General features: G+C 65.1%; 14 protein-coding genes. 2 read left to right on the top strand and 12 right to left on the bottom strand.

What is annotated here, in order from left to right:
• Positions 1 to 89: 89 nt before the first annotated feature.
• The 7 genes from ABIB06_RS30855 to ABIB06_RS30825 all read right to left on the bottom strand — a co-directional run bounded on the left by ABIB06_RS30855 (position 90) and on the right by ABIB06_RS30825 (position 7,817).
• A complete protein-coding gene (locus ABIB06_RS30855) occupies positions 90 to 905 on the bottom strand; it encodes a penicillin-binding transpeptidase domain-containing protein (RefSeq protein ID WP_354050799.1) in 816 nt (271 codons plus the stop codon).
• A gap of 148 nt (positions 906 to 1,053) precedes the next feature.
• A complete protein-coding gene (locus ABIB06_RS30850) occupies positions 1,054 to 1,314 on the bottom strand; it encodes an EscU/YscU/HrcU family type III secretion system export apparatus switch protein (protein ID WP_354050800.1) in 261 nt (86 codons plus the stop codon).
• Positions 1,311 to 2,915 (bottom strand): flagellar hook-length control protein FliK, encoded by a 1,605-nt coding sequence (fliK, locus tag ABIB06_RS30845; protein WP_354069790.1) that lies wholly within the window; start codon positions 2,913 to 2,915, stop codon positions 1,311 to 1,313. Before fliK ends, ABIB06_RS30850 begins: the two co-directional genes overlap by 4 nt.
• 27 nt (positions 2,916 to 2,942) lie before the next feature.
• Positions 2,943 to 3,761, bottom strand: a complete 819-nt coding sequence (locus tag ABIB06_RS30840) for an ATP12 family chaperone protein (RefSeq protein ID WP_354050803.1) — start codon at positions 3,759 to 3,761, stop codon at positions 2,943 to 2,945.
• Positions 3,762 to 3,811: 50 nt separating this feature from the next.
• Complete coding sequence (locus ABIB06_RS30835; protein ID WP_354050804.1) at positions 3,812 to 5,026, bottom strand: RluA family pseudouridine synthase; 1,215 nt, start codon at positions 5,024 to 5,026, stop codon at positions 3,812 to 3,814.
• Positions 5,027 to 5,082: 56 nt separating this feature from the next.
• Positions 5,083 to 6,414 (bottom strand): replication-associated recombination protein A, encoded by a 1,332-nt coding sequence (locus ABIB06_RS30830; RefSeq protein WP_354050805.1) that lies wholly within the window; start codon positions 6,412 to 6,414, stop codon positions 5,083 to 5,085.
• Positions 6,411 to 7,817 carry a DegQ family serine endoprotease gene (locus tag ABIB06_RS30825; protein ID WP_247341200.1) on the bottom strand — a complete coding sequence of 469 codons (1,407 nt, stop codon included), beginning with the start codon at positions 7,815 to 7,817 and terminating at the stop codon, positions 6,411 to 6,413. Before ABIB06_RS30825 ends, ABIB06_RS30830 begins: the two co-directional genes overlap by 4 nt.
• A gap of 310 nt (positions 7,818 to 8,127) precedes the next feature.
• On the opposite strand from ABIB06_RS30825, the gene ABIB06_RS30820 reads away from it, so the two are divergent.
• Positions 8,128 to 9,741 carry an OprO/OprP family phosphate-selective porin gene (locus tag ABIB06_RS30820; protein WP_354050807.1) on the top strand — a complete coding sequence of 538 codons (1,614 nt, stop codon included), beginning with the start codon at positions 8,128 to 8,130 and terminating at the stop codon, positions 9,739 to 9,741.
• A 41-nt stretch (positions 9,742 to 9,782) separates the two neighbouring features.
• Here ABIB06_RS30820 and ABIB06_RS30815 read toward each other — a convergent pair whose 3' ends face one another.
• Positions 9,783 to 10,160, bottom strand: a complete 378-nt coding sequence (locus tag ABIB06_RS30815) for a winged helix-turn-helix transcriptional regulator (RefSeq protein WP_354050809.1) — start codon at positions 10,158 to 10,160, stop codon at positions 9,783 to 9,785.
• Between the two features lie 121 nt (positions 10,161 to 10,281).
• Between ABIB06_RS30815 and ABIB06_RS30810 the strand changes: the two genes are divergently transcribed.
• On the top strand, positions 10,282 to 11,295 hold the full coding sequence (locus ABIB06_RS30810; RefSeq protein ID WP_354050810.1) for a zinc-binding alcohol dehydrogenase family protein: 1,014 nt from the start codon (positions 10,282 to 10,284) through the stop codon (positions 11,293 to 11,295).
• Positions 11,296 to 11,395: 100 nt separating this feature from the next.
• Here ABIB06_RS30810 and ABIB06_RS30805 read toward each other — a convergent pair whose 3' ends face one another.
• The 4 genes from ABIB06_RS30805 to rpsK form a co-directional block, all read right to left on the bottom strand.
• Positions 11,396 to 12,184 carry an SDR family NAD(P)-dependent oxidoreductase gene (locus ABIB06_RS30805; protein WP_354050811.1) on the bottom strand — a complete coding sequence of 263 codons (789 nt, stop codon included), beginning with the start codon at positions 12,182 to 12,184 and terminating at the stop codon, positions 11,396 to 11,398.
• 214 nt (positions 12,185 to 12,398) lie between these two features.
• Positions 12,399 to 12,815: a 50S ribosomal protein L17 gene (rplQ, locus tag ABIB06_RS30800; RefSeq protein ID WP_007603047.1), complete on the bottom strand. Its 417-nt coding sequence runs from the start codon at positions 12,813 to 12,815 to the stop codon at positions 12,399 to 12,401.
• Positions 12,816 to 12,935: 120 nt separating this feature from the next.
• Entirely contained in the window at positions 12,936 to 13,967 is a 1,032-nt protein-coding gene (locus ABIB06_RS30795; protein WP_354050813.1) for a DNA-directed RNA polymerase subunit alpha, read from the bottom strand.
• 111 nt (positions 13,968 to 14,078) lie between these two features.
• Positions 14,079 to 14,468 (bottom strand): 30S ribosomal protein S11, encoded by a 390-nt coding sequence (gene rpsK / locus ABIB06_RS30790; protein ID WP_007603045.1) that lies wholly within the window; start codon positions 14,466 to 14,468, stop codon positions 14,079 to 14,081.
• Between the last annotated feature and the right edge of the window lie 17 nt (positions 14,469 to 14,485).

Genomic DNA, 14,485 nt, shown 5'->3' with positions numbered 1-14,485 from the left:
AATGCGCGCCGACAAGACCGACCAGAGCTTCACTTCAATGATCTATCTGGCCGCGGCCGCGATAAACTCCAGATGAATCCCAACAGACCCTAGTTCGCGCCAATCTCGGCAAGGCAGGCTTGCGTCAGCGGCATGCGCTCACCGACCAGACGCGGCTCTTTGCAATCCATGTTGAGCGCGAACACGGTGTGCGCTGCACCCTTCTCGGCCCAGCCCACCATCCAGCCAAGCGACGGCTCGCCGCGCTCGGCGCCGAGAAGTCCGGACTTTGCGCGGATGACGCTATCGCCGACCTTGGTCACCGGCAGGATGTCCGCGACGAGATCCTGGCTGCGCCTGGAAATCGGCAGCGCGCGGCGGCGCAGCCGGTCGACGAAATCGACCTGCTCGACCGGATCGATGCGCAAGGCGCCGGTGAGCCAGAACTGGTCGATGCCGCCGCCGATGTCGCGGTTGCCGTAGTCGAACAGATCGACATACTTTTGCATGCGCTCTTGCCCGATGCGGCGCGCGATCTCCTGATAGACCGGTACCGCGCTCACCGCGATCGCGCTGCGTAGCGTGTGATCCTTATTCCAGGCCTCGATCGGACGCTTCACGCCATCCCAGGGAAATACGTCCTTGTCGGGATCGGCGACGACGCCAGTTTCGAGCGCGATCAGCGAGTTCGGAATCTTGAAGGTCGAAGCCGGCAGCTTCGCTTCGCCCGAACGTTCCTTGTCGCTCGCGACGATCAAATAGTCCTCGACCTTGTAGCCGACGAACGTCCCGGCCGTGCCGAGGTCGGTGAAGCGCTTTGCGAGGCTGTCACGGATCTCGTTGCGTGGCGGCGCGACATGGGCGAATGCACGCGATGGCAAAGCGGCAGCGGCGAGAAGGCCGAGGGTGGAACGGCGGGTGAGCACTGGCGGTGTCCGTTACGCAATGAAGATGGCCGCGACCATGCGGTCGCTATCGTGGTGAAACGATGACAGGTTATTTCTTGAGCATGATCTCTTCGGAAAACCGCTGCACACTTTGCGCTCACGCGGCCCTTCGGGTCCGGATCATGCTCTACCGCCTGCCCGACAGCCGCAGCACGAATACCAGCACTTCGGCGACGGCCTTGTAGAGATCGGGCGGGATCTCCTCGCCGAGTTCGACCTTGGACAGCGCGCCGGCCAATATCTCGTTCTCCTCGATCGGTATGTCGTTGGCCTTGGCGATCTCGACGATCTTTTCGCCGATCGTGCCCTTGCCCTTCGCGATGACGATCGGCGCGTTGCTGCCCTTCTCGTAATGTAGCGCAATCGCAAGCTTCGACGGGTCGCTCATGTGGCGCGATCCATGAAGTGGCCGGCGCGGGCCGGTGCAGGCTGTGGCGGGGTGCCGTCGCGGACCAGGATGTCGCCCGGCTTGAGCTCGGCCCTAGTCAGGGCCTGGTTGAGCTCGCCGATTCCGGCGCGGAGCTGCTGTGCGGTAGCCGGCCGCTCCGCCCACATCCGCACGAAGGTCTTGTCGCCGTTGAGCGTAATCAGAGCATGCACGGGACCGGCCGGCTCGACATTGAGCGTGAAGCGCGCGCGCCATGCGCGCTTGGCGGGATCGGCGGATTCATTGCCGCCGTCGCGCGAGATTTCGAACTGCGCCATTGCGGTGCCCTGCGGCGTTGCGAAGGGAATCTCGAAATTCCACTGCGGCACGCTCGGATCGATCCTGTGACCGCTGGCGTCAATGCGATCAGGGAGCGAAGCAACCTGGAGCAAGGTCTGGCGCGCGATCGCGGCATCGGTGTCGTCGAGCAGCCGATGCAGGGTCGCAGCGAGCGGCGTATCCGGAGCGAGTGATGGCGAGGCAATGGATTGCGGCGACGGCAACGCGCCGCGAACCGGCGGCGGCGTCGCGCGCGAGGCGGCTTCGAAAACATGTCCGTCAGGCACGGCCTTGTTTGAGCCCGGCACGTTGCCGGTCATGCGCGGCAGGCTCTGCGTGATCTCCTGCAGGAGGCTCGCGGCCAGGCCTGCGGTCATGGTTCGTGGCATCGCGGCCTGTGGAGAGTTGCCGGCGATGTCGGCCAGTATGGTAGCCGCGAGATTGGCGCTACGCGGCGGTTGGGCGATATCGGGTGCGGTTGACGGCAATGCGGTCGGCGCGGCCTCACCTGATGCCGGAGCCGGCGCGACAGCGGCCTGCGGTGTCCCTGGGCTGCCGGCAGGAGTCGCGGCCCCCTGTGGGGTCGCGGTCTCGAGCGTCGTCAGCGTCTGTCGCAGCACCAGCAATGCCGCCTTCAGGTCGGGCATCGTGCCGGAGGACGGCGTCGCGCCCGCGGCGAGCGACGCCTCGAGGAACAGGCCGGACTTCTGGAAGGCGGATTCGATATCACCGCCATCGAGCCCGGCGTTGAGCGGCGTCTGCTGCGCCAGCACGCCCAGCAGCGCCTGCTTCAGCCCTCCCGGCAGATCGCTGCCCGTGACGACCGCTGCCAGATTGGCGAACAGCGGCGCCTGGCTGCCCTGCTTCGTCACGGCCTCGGCCGAGGCCGTTGTGACGGCGACCTGTTCGGACGAGCTCAGGGTATTGCGGGCCGCGCCCGCCGACGGCGCCAGCGACGGGCTGTCCACCAGCGAGGCCGCAGCCGGCGTCAGCGTGACCTGATCGGCCGCCGCCTCGCCTGCCCCGCCCATAATGGCGAGCCGGATGGTGCCGTCGTTCTGCGACACCGCGAGCTGGAGATTTTGCCCGGGCGACAGCGCCACCTCGGACATCACATCCATCGAGAGGTTGGCGATCGCGATCCGCACCAGATTGGCGGCGAGCACGCTGACGACTTTTGCGTCCACTACGCTGCCGGCCTGCAGCACAAGATCAGGCGTCGCCGCATCAGCAACAGGGCTGGCAGCACTGACGGGAACGATCGAGCTTATCGGCGTCGGCATCTTGGAGCGGCCCAGGGAACGCCCACCCTAAGGACGCCTCGTAAACCTCTCGTTAAGGGCTTCGGCCGCGGGCGGCTTCACCGCAGTCAAAACCGCCACGGCAGCCTCGAAATCCCGCAGGCGGGCGACCCGGCGGCCGGCCGCCTCCTCGTCCGCGCCCCATTTCTCGGCGTTCCAGTCCTCGTCGACATGAGCGGCCGCCCAGACCTGGCCGGCATCGCGGACGCCGTGGGCCAGCGCCAGCGCCAGCAGCGCCGAGCCGGTCAGGGTCGTCACCACATGGAGCGCCGCGACCGACCAGGCATCCCGCGGCAGCGCAGCGCGCGCGGCCTGGACCGCCTCGTCCGGCTGCTTCACATGCATGATGCCCTCGGACAGGATGAAATGCGCGCCCAACGCCTCCGCGGCCCAGAACAGCACGGGGTCCCAATGTGCGGCCTCGCGGGCAACTAGCCCCTCCGGATCGCCGGCGCGATAGAACAGCAGATCAGTCTGAAGGTATTTCGCGAGATCGTCGCTGACGAGATCGACGCGATCCACGACGCCCTCGACCACGCTGTTGGCGATCCGGGTCAGCGGCATGGTCATGGGACTGATCGTCTCGCCCTGAGCCGCCCATTCCGCGGCGACCGCATCGGCCAGCGCGCGCGACGGGATCACGACCTGGCGGCCGGACGGCGTACGGATCGGCTTGCCGTCGAGCGTGATGGCGAAGCCGCCCTCGGCCTCAGCAACGCCGGCGTCCTTGTAGAAGCGCTTGCGCTGCGGCGCGCGCGCGGCCTGGCGGACCGCCTCCTGCGGATCAAGCGGGGGGCGCCCCGCAGCTTCATCGAACAATTCGCGCATCTCGTTTCGGTCTCCGCCCAGTCACCAGCCCTTCTGCCGCCCCCATACGGCTATTCTTCAGGCGCGTTCTCGATCGGATCAAATCTGGTTGCATCGAGCCCGAGCAAATTCCACGACTGCTGCATGTGCTGCGGCAATGGCGCGGTGGCGTCGATCACGCCGCCGCGCGGATGCGGAATGACGATACGGCGCGCCAGCAGATGCAGCCGGTTTTGCAGGCCGCCCGGCAGTTGCCAATTCTCGATGTTGAAATATTTGGGATCGCCAACGATGGGATGCCCGATATGTTCCATGTGGGCGCGCAGCTGGTGGGTGCGCCCCGTCACCGGCTTCAGCGACACCCAGGTGAGCTTGTTGCCGGCAGTCTCGACCACCGCATAGTATGTTACCGCGTGGCTTGCGCCCTCGTCGCCATGCTGGGCGATGCGCATGATGGTGTCGTCCTCGCTTTCTTCCTTCGCAAGGAAGGTAGAGATGCGGCCCTGCTTCGGCTTCGGCAGGCCCGGCACCAGCGCCCAATAGGTCTTTCGCGCGGACCGCGAACGAAATGCGCCGGTCAGATGCGAGGCGGCAAAGCGCGTCTTCGCGACCAGGAGGCAGCCCGACGTCTCCCTGTCGATGCGGTGCACGAGGCGCGGCTTCTGACCCTTGGAATCGCGCATCACCTCGAGCATCTGGTCGATGTGCCGCGTCATGCCAGAGCCGCCCTGCACGGCGAGGCCGGCCGGCTTGTTCAGGACGAGGACGTCGTCGTCCTCGTAGATCGTCATTTCCTTCAGCGCAGCAAGGGTCTTTTGCGCTGCCTCCGACTGCGGATTGGGCGCCTTCGGCGTGTCGAGCTTCAGCGGCGGAATGCGGACGCTCTGGCCCTCCTCCAGCCGGTCCTTGCTATCAACACGCTTGCCGTCGACCCGCAGCTCACCTTTGCGGACGACGCGCTGGATGTGGGAGAACGACAGGCCGGGAAAGCGCGCTGCGAGGAAACGATCGACGCGCATGTTGTTCTCGTCGGCCGTAACCTTGACGGTCTCCACCTTGGTCGGCAGCAGCGCCTCGACCGGCTTTGGCGGCGCAGCCTGTTCCAGCGCAGGCTCCGACACACGCCGCTCAGTGCGCTCGGCCGCAAAGCGCGGTGGCTTCGCGCCGGGCTTGCCGCCCGGCCGCGGCCCAGCTGTCTTCGCGCTGCGCGCCTTGAACGGGCGTGTTTCCTTGCGCTCATCGCGCGAACGGGGCTTTGGATCGGTTCTTTTGATGCGGCGGCTCATGGTGCCTGCCTAGCCCAAAAGTGCCCTTTCGTCACGACGAAATGGCGCTTCTGGCCTCAGCCACCCCGCTCCTTCCGCAACTTGGCCCAATAATCCAGCCGCTTGCGGATCTCGCGTTCAAAACCGCGCTCGGGCGGGTCGTAGAAGGTCTGGCGGCCCAGGGCTTCCGGAAAGTAGTCCTGGCCGGAGAACGCGTCCGGGGTGTCGTGGTCGTATTCGTAAGATGCGCCGTAGCCTTCCGACTTCATCAGCTTGGTCGGGGAATTCAGGATATGTTTCGGCGGCAGCAGCGAGCCGGCCTGCTTTGCGACCTGCATCGCCGTGCCGAAGGCGGTGTAGACGGCGTTCGATTTCGGCGCGGTGGCGAGATAGACCACGGCCTGCGCGATGGCGAGCTCGCCCTCGGGATGGCCGAGGAAGTCGAAGGCGTCCTTGGCGGCATTAGCAATGACGAGCGCCTGCGGATCGGCAAGGCCGATGTCCTCGACCGCCATGCGCACGACGCGACGGGCCAGGAACAGCGGGTCCTCGCCGGCATCGAGCATGCGCGCGAGATAATACAGCGCGGCATCGGGATCGGAGCCCCGTACCGACTTATGCAGCGCCGAGATCAAATTGTAATGGCCATCGGCCGACTTGTCGTAGATGGGCGCGCGACGCTGCAAAATCTCCTGCAACTGCGCGGCGTCGAAAACCTCGTCCTTGCGCGCAGCGCGCCAGACTTCCTCGACGAGCGTCAGCGACGCACGGCCGTCGCCATCGGCCATGCGCACCAGCACCGCGCGCGCTTCCTCGTCGAGCGGCAGCTTGCGCCCCTCGACCTCCTCGGCATGCGCGAACAGCTTTTCGATCGCGGCCGCATCGAGCGAGCGAAACACCAGCACGCGCGCCCGGGACAGAAGCGCCGCGTTGAGCTCGAAGGACGGGTTTTCGGTGGTGGCGCCGACCATCACCACCGTGCCGTCTTCCATGACGGGCAGAAACGAATCCTGCTGGGCGCGGTTGAAGCGATGCACCTCGTCGACGAACAGCAGCGTGCCCTTGCCCATCTCGCGGCGGGCACGCGCGGCCTCAAAGGCTTTCTTCAAATCGGCGACGCCGGAGAACACCGCGGAGATCTGCTCGAAATGCAAATCGGTGGCGTCCGCGAGCAGCCGCGCTACCGTGGTCTTGCCGGTGCCGGGCGGGCCCCAGAATACCAGCGACCCCAGCGTGCGCGTCTCCAGCATGCGCGTCAGCGCGCCGTCGGGACCCAAGATGTGATCCTGGCCCACGACCTCCGCGAGCGCGCGCGGCCGCAGCCGATCCGGCAGCGGATGCGGAGCCTCCTGATCGAGCCCCGCCGCGGCAAAGAGAGTTGGCGTCTCCTGTGGTCGCTTCGGACTCATCCGCCCAGCGTGACGTTGATTTGCTGCCCGCCGCGCACCAGCGTGATGCGCCAGATGCGCTGGCGCTCGGCCGCCGCCTTTTCGAGGTCGCTGGTCTTGCTGATCTTCTGGTTGTTGACCGCCAGGATCACGTCGCCCTTCTGGAAGCCGACATTCGCGGCCGCGCTGTCGCCGCCGAGATCAGTGACCACGACGCCTTCGGTGTCGGCGTCCAGATGCAGCTCGTCGGCGAGCGCCGGGGTGATGGTCGAGACCTTCGCGCCCTGGAGAGGCGAGCGCGCGGTGATGACGAGTTCGTTGCGGCCGGTATCGGGCGCGGCGTCCAGCGCGACCGTCAGCCTGACCGGCTTGCCGCCGCGCTGCACGTCGATCTGCGCCGTGCCGCCGAGCGGCCGTGTGGCGAAGCGATAGTCAAAGGCGTTGGGATCATCCACGGTCTGGCCGTCGATGGAGACGATCAGGTCGGAGGATTTTAGCCCGGCCTTGGCCGCCGGTCCGTTCGGAACGACGCTTGCGACCAGCGCGCCGGTGGGCGAACGCAGGCCGAGGCTTTCGGCGATCTCGGGCGTCACCGCCTGCAATTTCGCGCCAAGCCACGGCCGCTTCACCGCCTTGCCGCCGCCCTTTGCGGAGGCGACGACGACGCGCACCATGTTGGCGGGGATTGCGAAGCCGATACCCTGCGAGCCACCGGAGCGCGAATAGATCGCGGTGTTGATGCCTGCGAGCCTGCCGTTCATGTCGACCAACGCGCCGCCGGAATTGCCGGGATTGATCGCCGCATCGGTCTGGATGAAGAACTGGTAGTCGGTGATACCGACCTGCGTACGCGCCAGCGCCGAGATGATGCCGTGAGTCACAGTCTGGCCGACGCCAAAGGGATTGCCGATGGCCATCACGACGTCGCCTACCATCAGCTCGTCCGAATTGGTGAATTCGAGAGCCGGAAACTTCTCTTTGGTGTCCTTGAGACGCAACACCGCGAGATCGCTGCGAGAGTCCTTCAGCACGATCTCGGCCTCGAACTCACGCTTGTCCGACAGCGACACCTTGACCTGGTCGGCGCCTTCGATGACATGGACGTTGGTGACGACGAGCCCGGACGCGTCGACGATCACGCCCGAACCAAGTGAGCGCTGCACCTGCTCCTGCTGCTGGCCGGGCGCGCCGAAGAAGCGGCGGAAAATCGGATCGTCGAGCAGCGGGTTGCGGTTCTGCACCACCTTGGCGGCATAGACGTTGACGACCGCCGGCTGCACCCGCTGCACGATCGGCGCATAGGACAGCCGCAGTTCGGCGGGCGAGGACGGGACACGGCGGTCCTGCGCGGCGGCCGGATTGAAGTTGGCCGAAAAGGCTATGCACAGTGCCGTGACGACGGCGGCCCAGGTCGATCGAAACATTCCTACCTCTCGGAAAAGACGCCGGAATATAGGCGCGTTCGCCCGCCAATAGAAGGGTGCCCGGCGGCATATTCAGCCCCCTTTTGGTGTGTCCGGCCTGCAAGCCCTGCGTGCGAAATAGCAATTTGCCGGGGCTGTGGATTGGCATGATGCGCGTCATCTTGCATGGTGGTGCAAGGCGGATTCGGTTGCGGCGAATTTACATCAGTGGGAACCGCGCAACCGGGCGCAGAGTCGCGGGGCAGTCATCGATCATACCTAGGCTCTCCGTTGCGACTTGAGGAAGTTCGTCAACCGATGGAGTCATGACGTGAGCAGGATCAGAATTGCAGCCACGGCGATCGGTCTCGCCGGCGCGCTGGCGGCCTCGCAGGCCCAGGCCCAATCGGCGAGCAGCAGCGATCAGGAGATCGCGCTCCTGAAGCAGCAGTTGAAGATGCTGGAGCAGAAGCTCGACAAGCTCCAGAGCCAGACCGCCGCGAACACCGCGGCTGCGGCCAAGGCTAGGACCGAAGCGAAGGCGGAGGCGAAAGCCGAAGCGCGTTCCGAAGCGAAGGCCGTCGTTGCCAATGCCAACGCGGCGATCCCGCTCAAGGGACCGCCGCCCGCGTCCGGCGTCGTGGTGACGATGCCGAATAACCGGCCGACCATCTGCACCGCCGATGGGGCGAACTGCGTGGGGATCACCGGCCGCGTGCATTGGGATGTCGGCGGCTATGACTATCGGCCCAACACGGCGGCGACCGTGCCGCAAAAGCTCGACAGCGGCGAGAACGTCCGTCGCGCGCGCATCGGTCTCGCCGGCAGATTCTTCAACGACTGGAATTTCGCGCTGGTCTACGACTTCGGCGGTTCCTCCGACGGATTTGGCGGCTCTGCGCCCGGCTCGCTACCCGGCGGCGGCGTCTCAGGCGTCGAGAACGCCTATCTCAGTTACACCGGCTTGAAACCGTTCGGCGGCAAGATGGCCATCGAAGGCGGCATCATGGACCTGCCCTACACCCTCGATGAGGCCACGAGCTCCAACGACATCATGTTCATGGAGCGCGCCTCAGCGGGCATCGTCGCGACCAGCATCGCCGCGGGCGACTTCCGCTCCGCCGTCGGCACGCGCTGGTACAACGACCAGCTCTGGATCGGCGGCTATGTCACGGGACCCTCGACCGGTGCGATCCATTCCGCGTCCAGCGTGGCACCGAACGGTGCCTCCGAGCAGTATGGCGCCGTCGCCCGCGTTGCCGGCCAGGTCGTCAGCGGCAAGGATTACTCGCTCCATCTCGGCGGAAACGCCGAATGGCTGATCCAGCCGCCGCGCAACATGGTGACGGGTGCGCAGACGGTCACGCTCAGCGACCGCCCGGAACTGCGCATCGATCCGACGGCACTGGCTACCACCGGCGCGATCGCCAATGCCTCCGGCGCGCAGGTCTACAGCGTCGAAGCGGCCGCCACCTACGGACCGCTGATCCTGCAGGGCGAATATTTCTGGTACAACATCGACCGCAGCGCCAATACCGGCCTGCCGCCGCTGGGTGCGCCGAGCCTCAAATTCCAGGGCGGCTATGCACAGGCCGGCTACGTGCTGACGGGCGAGGGCCGCAGCTATAACGCGGCGAACGCGGCCTATGGCGGCGTCAAGCCCGCGCACCCGTTCTCGCTCGATGGCGGCGGCTGGGGCGCATGGGAAATCGCGGGGCGCTTCTCGACGATCGACCTCAACGACCAGTTCGGAACGGCCACCGGCATCGCAGGCGGCCGGCAGACCGTCTACACGGCGGCCCTGAACTGGTACGTCAACGGCAACGTTCGCTTCATGCTCGACTATCTGCATGGCACGGTATCGAAACAGGCCTCACCGGTCTCGGCCGCCGATGTCGGCTCGAAGTTCGACGCTGTCGCGATGCGAACCCAGTTCGCGTTCTGAGATGATCTCTGCCAGGAGCGGCACCGTCCGCTCCCGGAAATCTACGCGGCGCGCTTCGGTTTCTTCACGACGACCGGCGCCGGCGCGCAGGACAGCCGCTGCTGATGGCTCTCACCCCAGGCCTTCAGGATGTCGATCACGGGCTTGAGGCTCTCGCCGAGATCGGAGAGAGAATATTCCACGCGCGGCGGCACCTCTGCGTAGACCTTGCGAATGACGAGCTTGTCCTCCTCCAGCGCACGAAGCTGCTTGGTCAGCATGCGCTGGGTGATGCCGGGCACCCGGCGGCGTAATTCGCCGAAACGCTGGGTGCCGTCTTGGAGGTGGTAGAGGATCACGTCCTTCCACTTGCCGTCGATGAGATCGAGCGTCGCCTCGACCGAGCATCCGGGACGACGGGCGAAGTCGCGCCGTTTCATGTGTGTTTTCCCAATAGTATCCAAACAGGGACTATATCCCCGAATTTACAGTACTTGCCAAATTAGAGCCAGAGCGACAGTTAGGACGGCAGGCGAGCACGCCATCTGATGGAGACAAGCCATGAAGGCCGTCGGCTACAAAAAGTCGCTTCCGATCGAGGATCGGGACGCGCTGATCGATTTCGAGATCGCCAAGCCCGAGCCCAGAGGACGCGACATCCGCGTGGCCGTGAAGGCGATCTCGGCCAATCCGGTCGATTACAAGGTGCGCAAGCGCGCCGCCCCGCCCGAGGGCGAGACGAAGATTCTGGGCTATGACGCGGCCGGCGTGGTCGACGCCGTCGGTCCCGACGTCACGCTGTTCAAGCCGGGCGACGAGGTGTTTTACGCCGGCTCGATCCTGCGCCAGGGCACCAACTCCGAATTCCATCTGGTCGACGAGCGTATCGTCGGCAACAAGCCGAAAAGCCTGTCGTTCGCGCAAGCCGCCGCCCTTCCCCTCACCTCCATCACCGCCTGGGAGCTGTTGTTCGATCGGCTCGGTGCGGTGCCCGGCAAGAGTGTCGATCCGCGCACGCTGCTGATCACGGGCGGCGCCGGCGGCGTCGGCTCGATCCTGATCCAGCTCGCCCGCCGCCTCACCGGGCTGACGGTGGTCGCGACCGCGACGCGGCCCGAATCGCAAAAATGGTGCCTCGATCTCGGCGCGCATGCGGTGATCGACCACGGCCAGCCAATGAAGGAGCAGATCGAGAAGCTGAAGCTGCCGCCGGTCGCGCTGGTCGCGAGCCTCACCTTCACCGACCAGCACTACAAGGCGATCGTGGACGTGATGGCACCACAGGGCAAGTTCGGCCTGATCGACGATCCCCCGGAATTCACCGTGAGCGCGTTCAAGGGCAAGGCGATCTCGGTGCACTGGGAATCGATGTTCACGCGCTCCTCGTTCCAGACCGCCGACATGATCGCGCAGCATCATCTGCTGGGCGATGTCGCCGACCTCATCGACAAGGGCGTGCTGCGCACCACGCTCGACCAGACCTTTGGCACGATCAACGCCGCCAACCTCAAGCGCGCGCATGCGCTGCTCGAGAGCGGCAAGTCGCGCGGCAAGATCGTGCTGGAGGGGTGGTAGATAATGCTGCGTAGGGTGACTTAGCCCTGCGACTGCGCGAAGCACAGTTCGCACGGCGCATCCCACCCTGCGATTCCGCGTTTGACGCTGCACTGCAGCTTTACGCAATCGTGTTGACGATACCGCCCTCGGCACGCAACGCCGCGCCGTTGGTCGCGGAGGCTTCCTTTGAAGCGGCATAAACCACCATGTTGGCGATTTCGTCGACGCTGGCGAAGCGCTGGAGCAGCGAGCTTGGGCGATGCTGTTTGACGAAATTGGCCGCGGCCTCGTCGAGTGACTGGCCGTTCTGCTTGGCGAGATCCTTTACAAACGTCTCGACGCCTTCAGACATGGTCGGGCCCGGCAGCACGGAATTGACGGTGACGCCGGTGCCGCGGGTTAGCTGCGCCAAGCCTCGCGCGACCGAAAGCTGGGCCGTCTTGCTCATTCCATAGTGGATCATCTCGACGGGAATGTTGAGCCCGGACTCCGAGGAGATGAAGACGACGCGGCCCCAGTTACGCCCAAGCATGCCCTTCAAATACGCGCGCGAGAGACGCACGCCGCTCATGACGTTGACCTCGAAGAAGCGGCTCCAGTCCTCGTCCGGAATGTCGAAAAAGTCTTTCGGCTCGAAGATGCCGGCGTTGTTGATGAGGATATCGACCTCGGGCAGCGCCGTCACGAGTGCCTTGCAGCCCGCAGCGGTCGAGACATCGGCGGCGATGCCGCGGACCTTCCCGCCCACAGCTTCCAGCTTGCGCACGGCCGCATCGACCTTATCCTGGCCGCGTCCGTTGATCACGACGCTAGCTCCCGAGCCGGCAAGACCCTTGGCGATGGCGTGGCCGATGCCGGCCGTCGAGCCGGTCACGAGGGCGGTCTTTCCGGAAAGGTCGATGTTCATGCGATGTCTCCATTGATGCTGACGGAGATATCGTGCGCTGCAAGGGCGGCCGCAATCGCCCCTCACCGACGCGTGAGGATTCAGTTGCGAGGCGGAAGCGTCCTGAGAAACGCGACCATGGCGTCGAAACGATGCGCGCCATGAGACGTCGCCGCGTCATACAAAAAAGCGGCGCCCAAGGGCGCCGCTTTCTGAAAACTCGCTACCGGTCGACTTACGCCGCCTCGGCTTCCTTTTCCTGCACCGGACCGGAGTCCTGGCCCTTGGCATCGACGTCGCGATCGACGAACTCGATCACGGCCATCGGGGCGTTGTCGCCGTAGCGGAAGCCGGCCTTGATGATACGGGTGTAGCCACCCTGGCGATCCTTGTAGCGGGGCGCGAGCGTGTCGAACAGCTTCCTGACCTGATCCTTGTCGCGCATCTCGGAGATGGCCTGGCGGCGCATGGCCAGGCCGCCCTTCTTGCCGAGAGTGATAAGCTTCTCGACGATCGGGCGCAATTCCTTCGCCTTCGGCAGCGTCGTGACGATCTGCTCGTGCTTGATCAGCGCGGCGCACATGTTGGCGAACATCGCGCGGCGATGCTCCGCGGTGCGGTTGAGCTTGCGATGAACCTTGCCGTGACGCATTTTTCTATTCCTTGAATTTCATTCGTCGCGACGGTTCGTCGGACTTGTTGCTCAGGTGGGCTGCCTGCGTTCGCCCGCAAAGGCGCGATGAATTCGCGCCTTTGCCTGTTGTAGTTCAGATCAGTAGTGATCCTCGAAGCGCTTGGCGAGCTCGTCGATGTTCTCCGGCGGCCAGCCCGGCACTTCCATGCCGAGATGCAGACCCATCTGGGCCAGCACTTCCTTGATCTCGTTCAGCGACTTGCGGCCGAAGTTCGGAGTGCGGAGCATTTCCGCTTCGCTCTTCTGCACGAGGTCGCCGATGTAGACGATGTTGTCGTTCTTCAAGCAGTTGGCCGAACGCACCGACAGCTCGAGCTCGTCCACCTTTTTGAGGAAGGCCGGATTGAAGGCGAGGTCCGGGATGATCTCCTGGGCGACTTCCTTGCGCGGCTCTTCGAAGTTGACGAACACGTTGAGCTGATCCTGCAGGATGCGCGCGGCGTAGGCCACGGAGTCATCCGGCGACAGCGCGCCGTTGGTCTCGATCGTCATGGTCAGCTTGTCGTAGTCGAGGATCTGGCCCTCGCGGGTGTTCTCGACCTTGTAGGAGACCTTGCGGACCGGCGAGTACAGGCTGTCGACCGGGATCAGGCCGATCGGCGCATCCTCGGGACGGTTGCGCTCGGCGGGCACGTAGCCCTTGCCGGTGGCGACCGTGAACTCCATGCGGATCTCGGCGCCCTCGTCCAGGGTGCAGATCTGCAGGTCCGGGTTGAGCACGACCACGTCGCCGACGGTCTGGATGTCGCCGGCGGTGACAGCGCCCGGGCCGGACTTCTTGACGACCATGCGCTTGGGGCCTTCGCCCTGCATCCTGATCGCGATGTCCTTGATGTTGAGCACGATGTCGGTGACGTCCTCACGGACGCCCGCGATCGAGGAGAACTCGTGCAGCACGCCGTCGATATGCACCGACTGAACCGCTGCGCCCTGGAGCGAGGACAGCAGAATGCGGCGCAGCGCGTTGCCGAGCGTCTGGCCGAATCCGCGCTCGAGCGGCTCGGCGACGATGGTCGCGAAACGGGTCGGATCGCTGCCGGGCTGCACCTGGAGCTTGTTCGGCCGAATCAATTCTTGCCAATTTTTCTGGATTGTCACTGTTTCACCCATACAGGCCAGTCAAACTGCTGCTGCAGACACTGGCGTTGGAGAAAGGCCGCAGATCATTCCCACGGCTTTGCAAAAAGTCATTGCGGGCGTCAGAGCGCCCGCAATTTGGTATCAAACGCGCCGACGCTTGCGGGGACGGCAACCGTTGTGCGGGATCGTGGTCACGTCACGGATCGAGGTGACGGTGAAGCCTGCGGCCTGGAGCGCGCGGAGCGCCGATTCACGGCCCGAACCGGGACCCGCGACTTCGACTTCCAGCGTGCGCATGCCGTGCTCCTGCGCCTTCTTCGACACGTCCTCGGCGGCAACCTGCGCGGCATACGGGGTCGACTTGCGCGAACCCTTGAAGCCCATCGTGCCGGCGGAAGACCACGCAATCGTGTTGCCCTGCGCGTCGGTGATGGTGATGGTCGTGTTGTTGAACGACGAGTTCACGTGCGCGACGCCGGAGGCGATGTTCTTGCGCTCACGACGACGAACGCGGGTGGCTTCCTTGCCCATAGAGTACCTTTCCTGGA

It is taken from the genome of Bradyrhizobium sp. LB8.2 (assembly GCF_040548035.1).
Taxonomy (GTDB): Bacteria; Pseudomonadota; Alphaproteobacteria; order Rhizobiales; family Xanthobacteraceae; genus Bradyrhizobium.
This window is presented reverse-complemented; position numbering and strand designations above follow the sequence as displayed.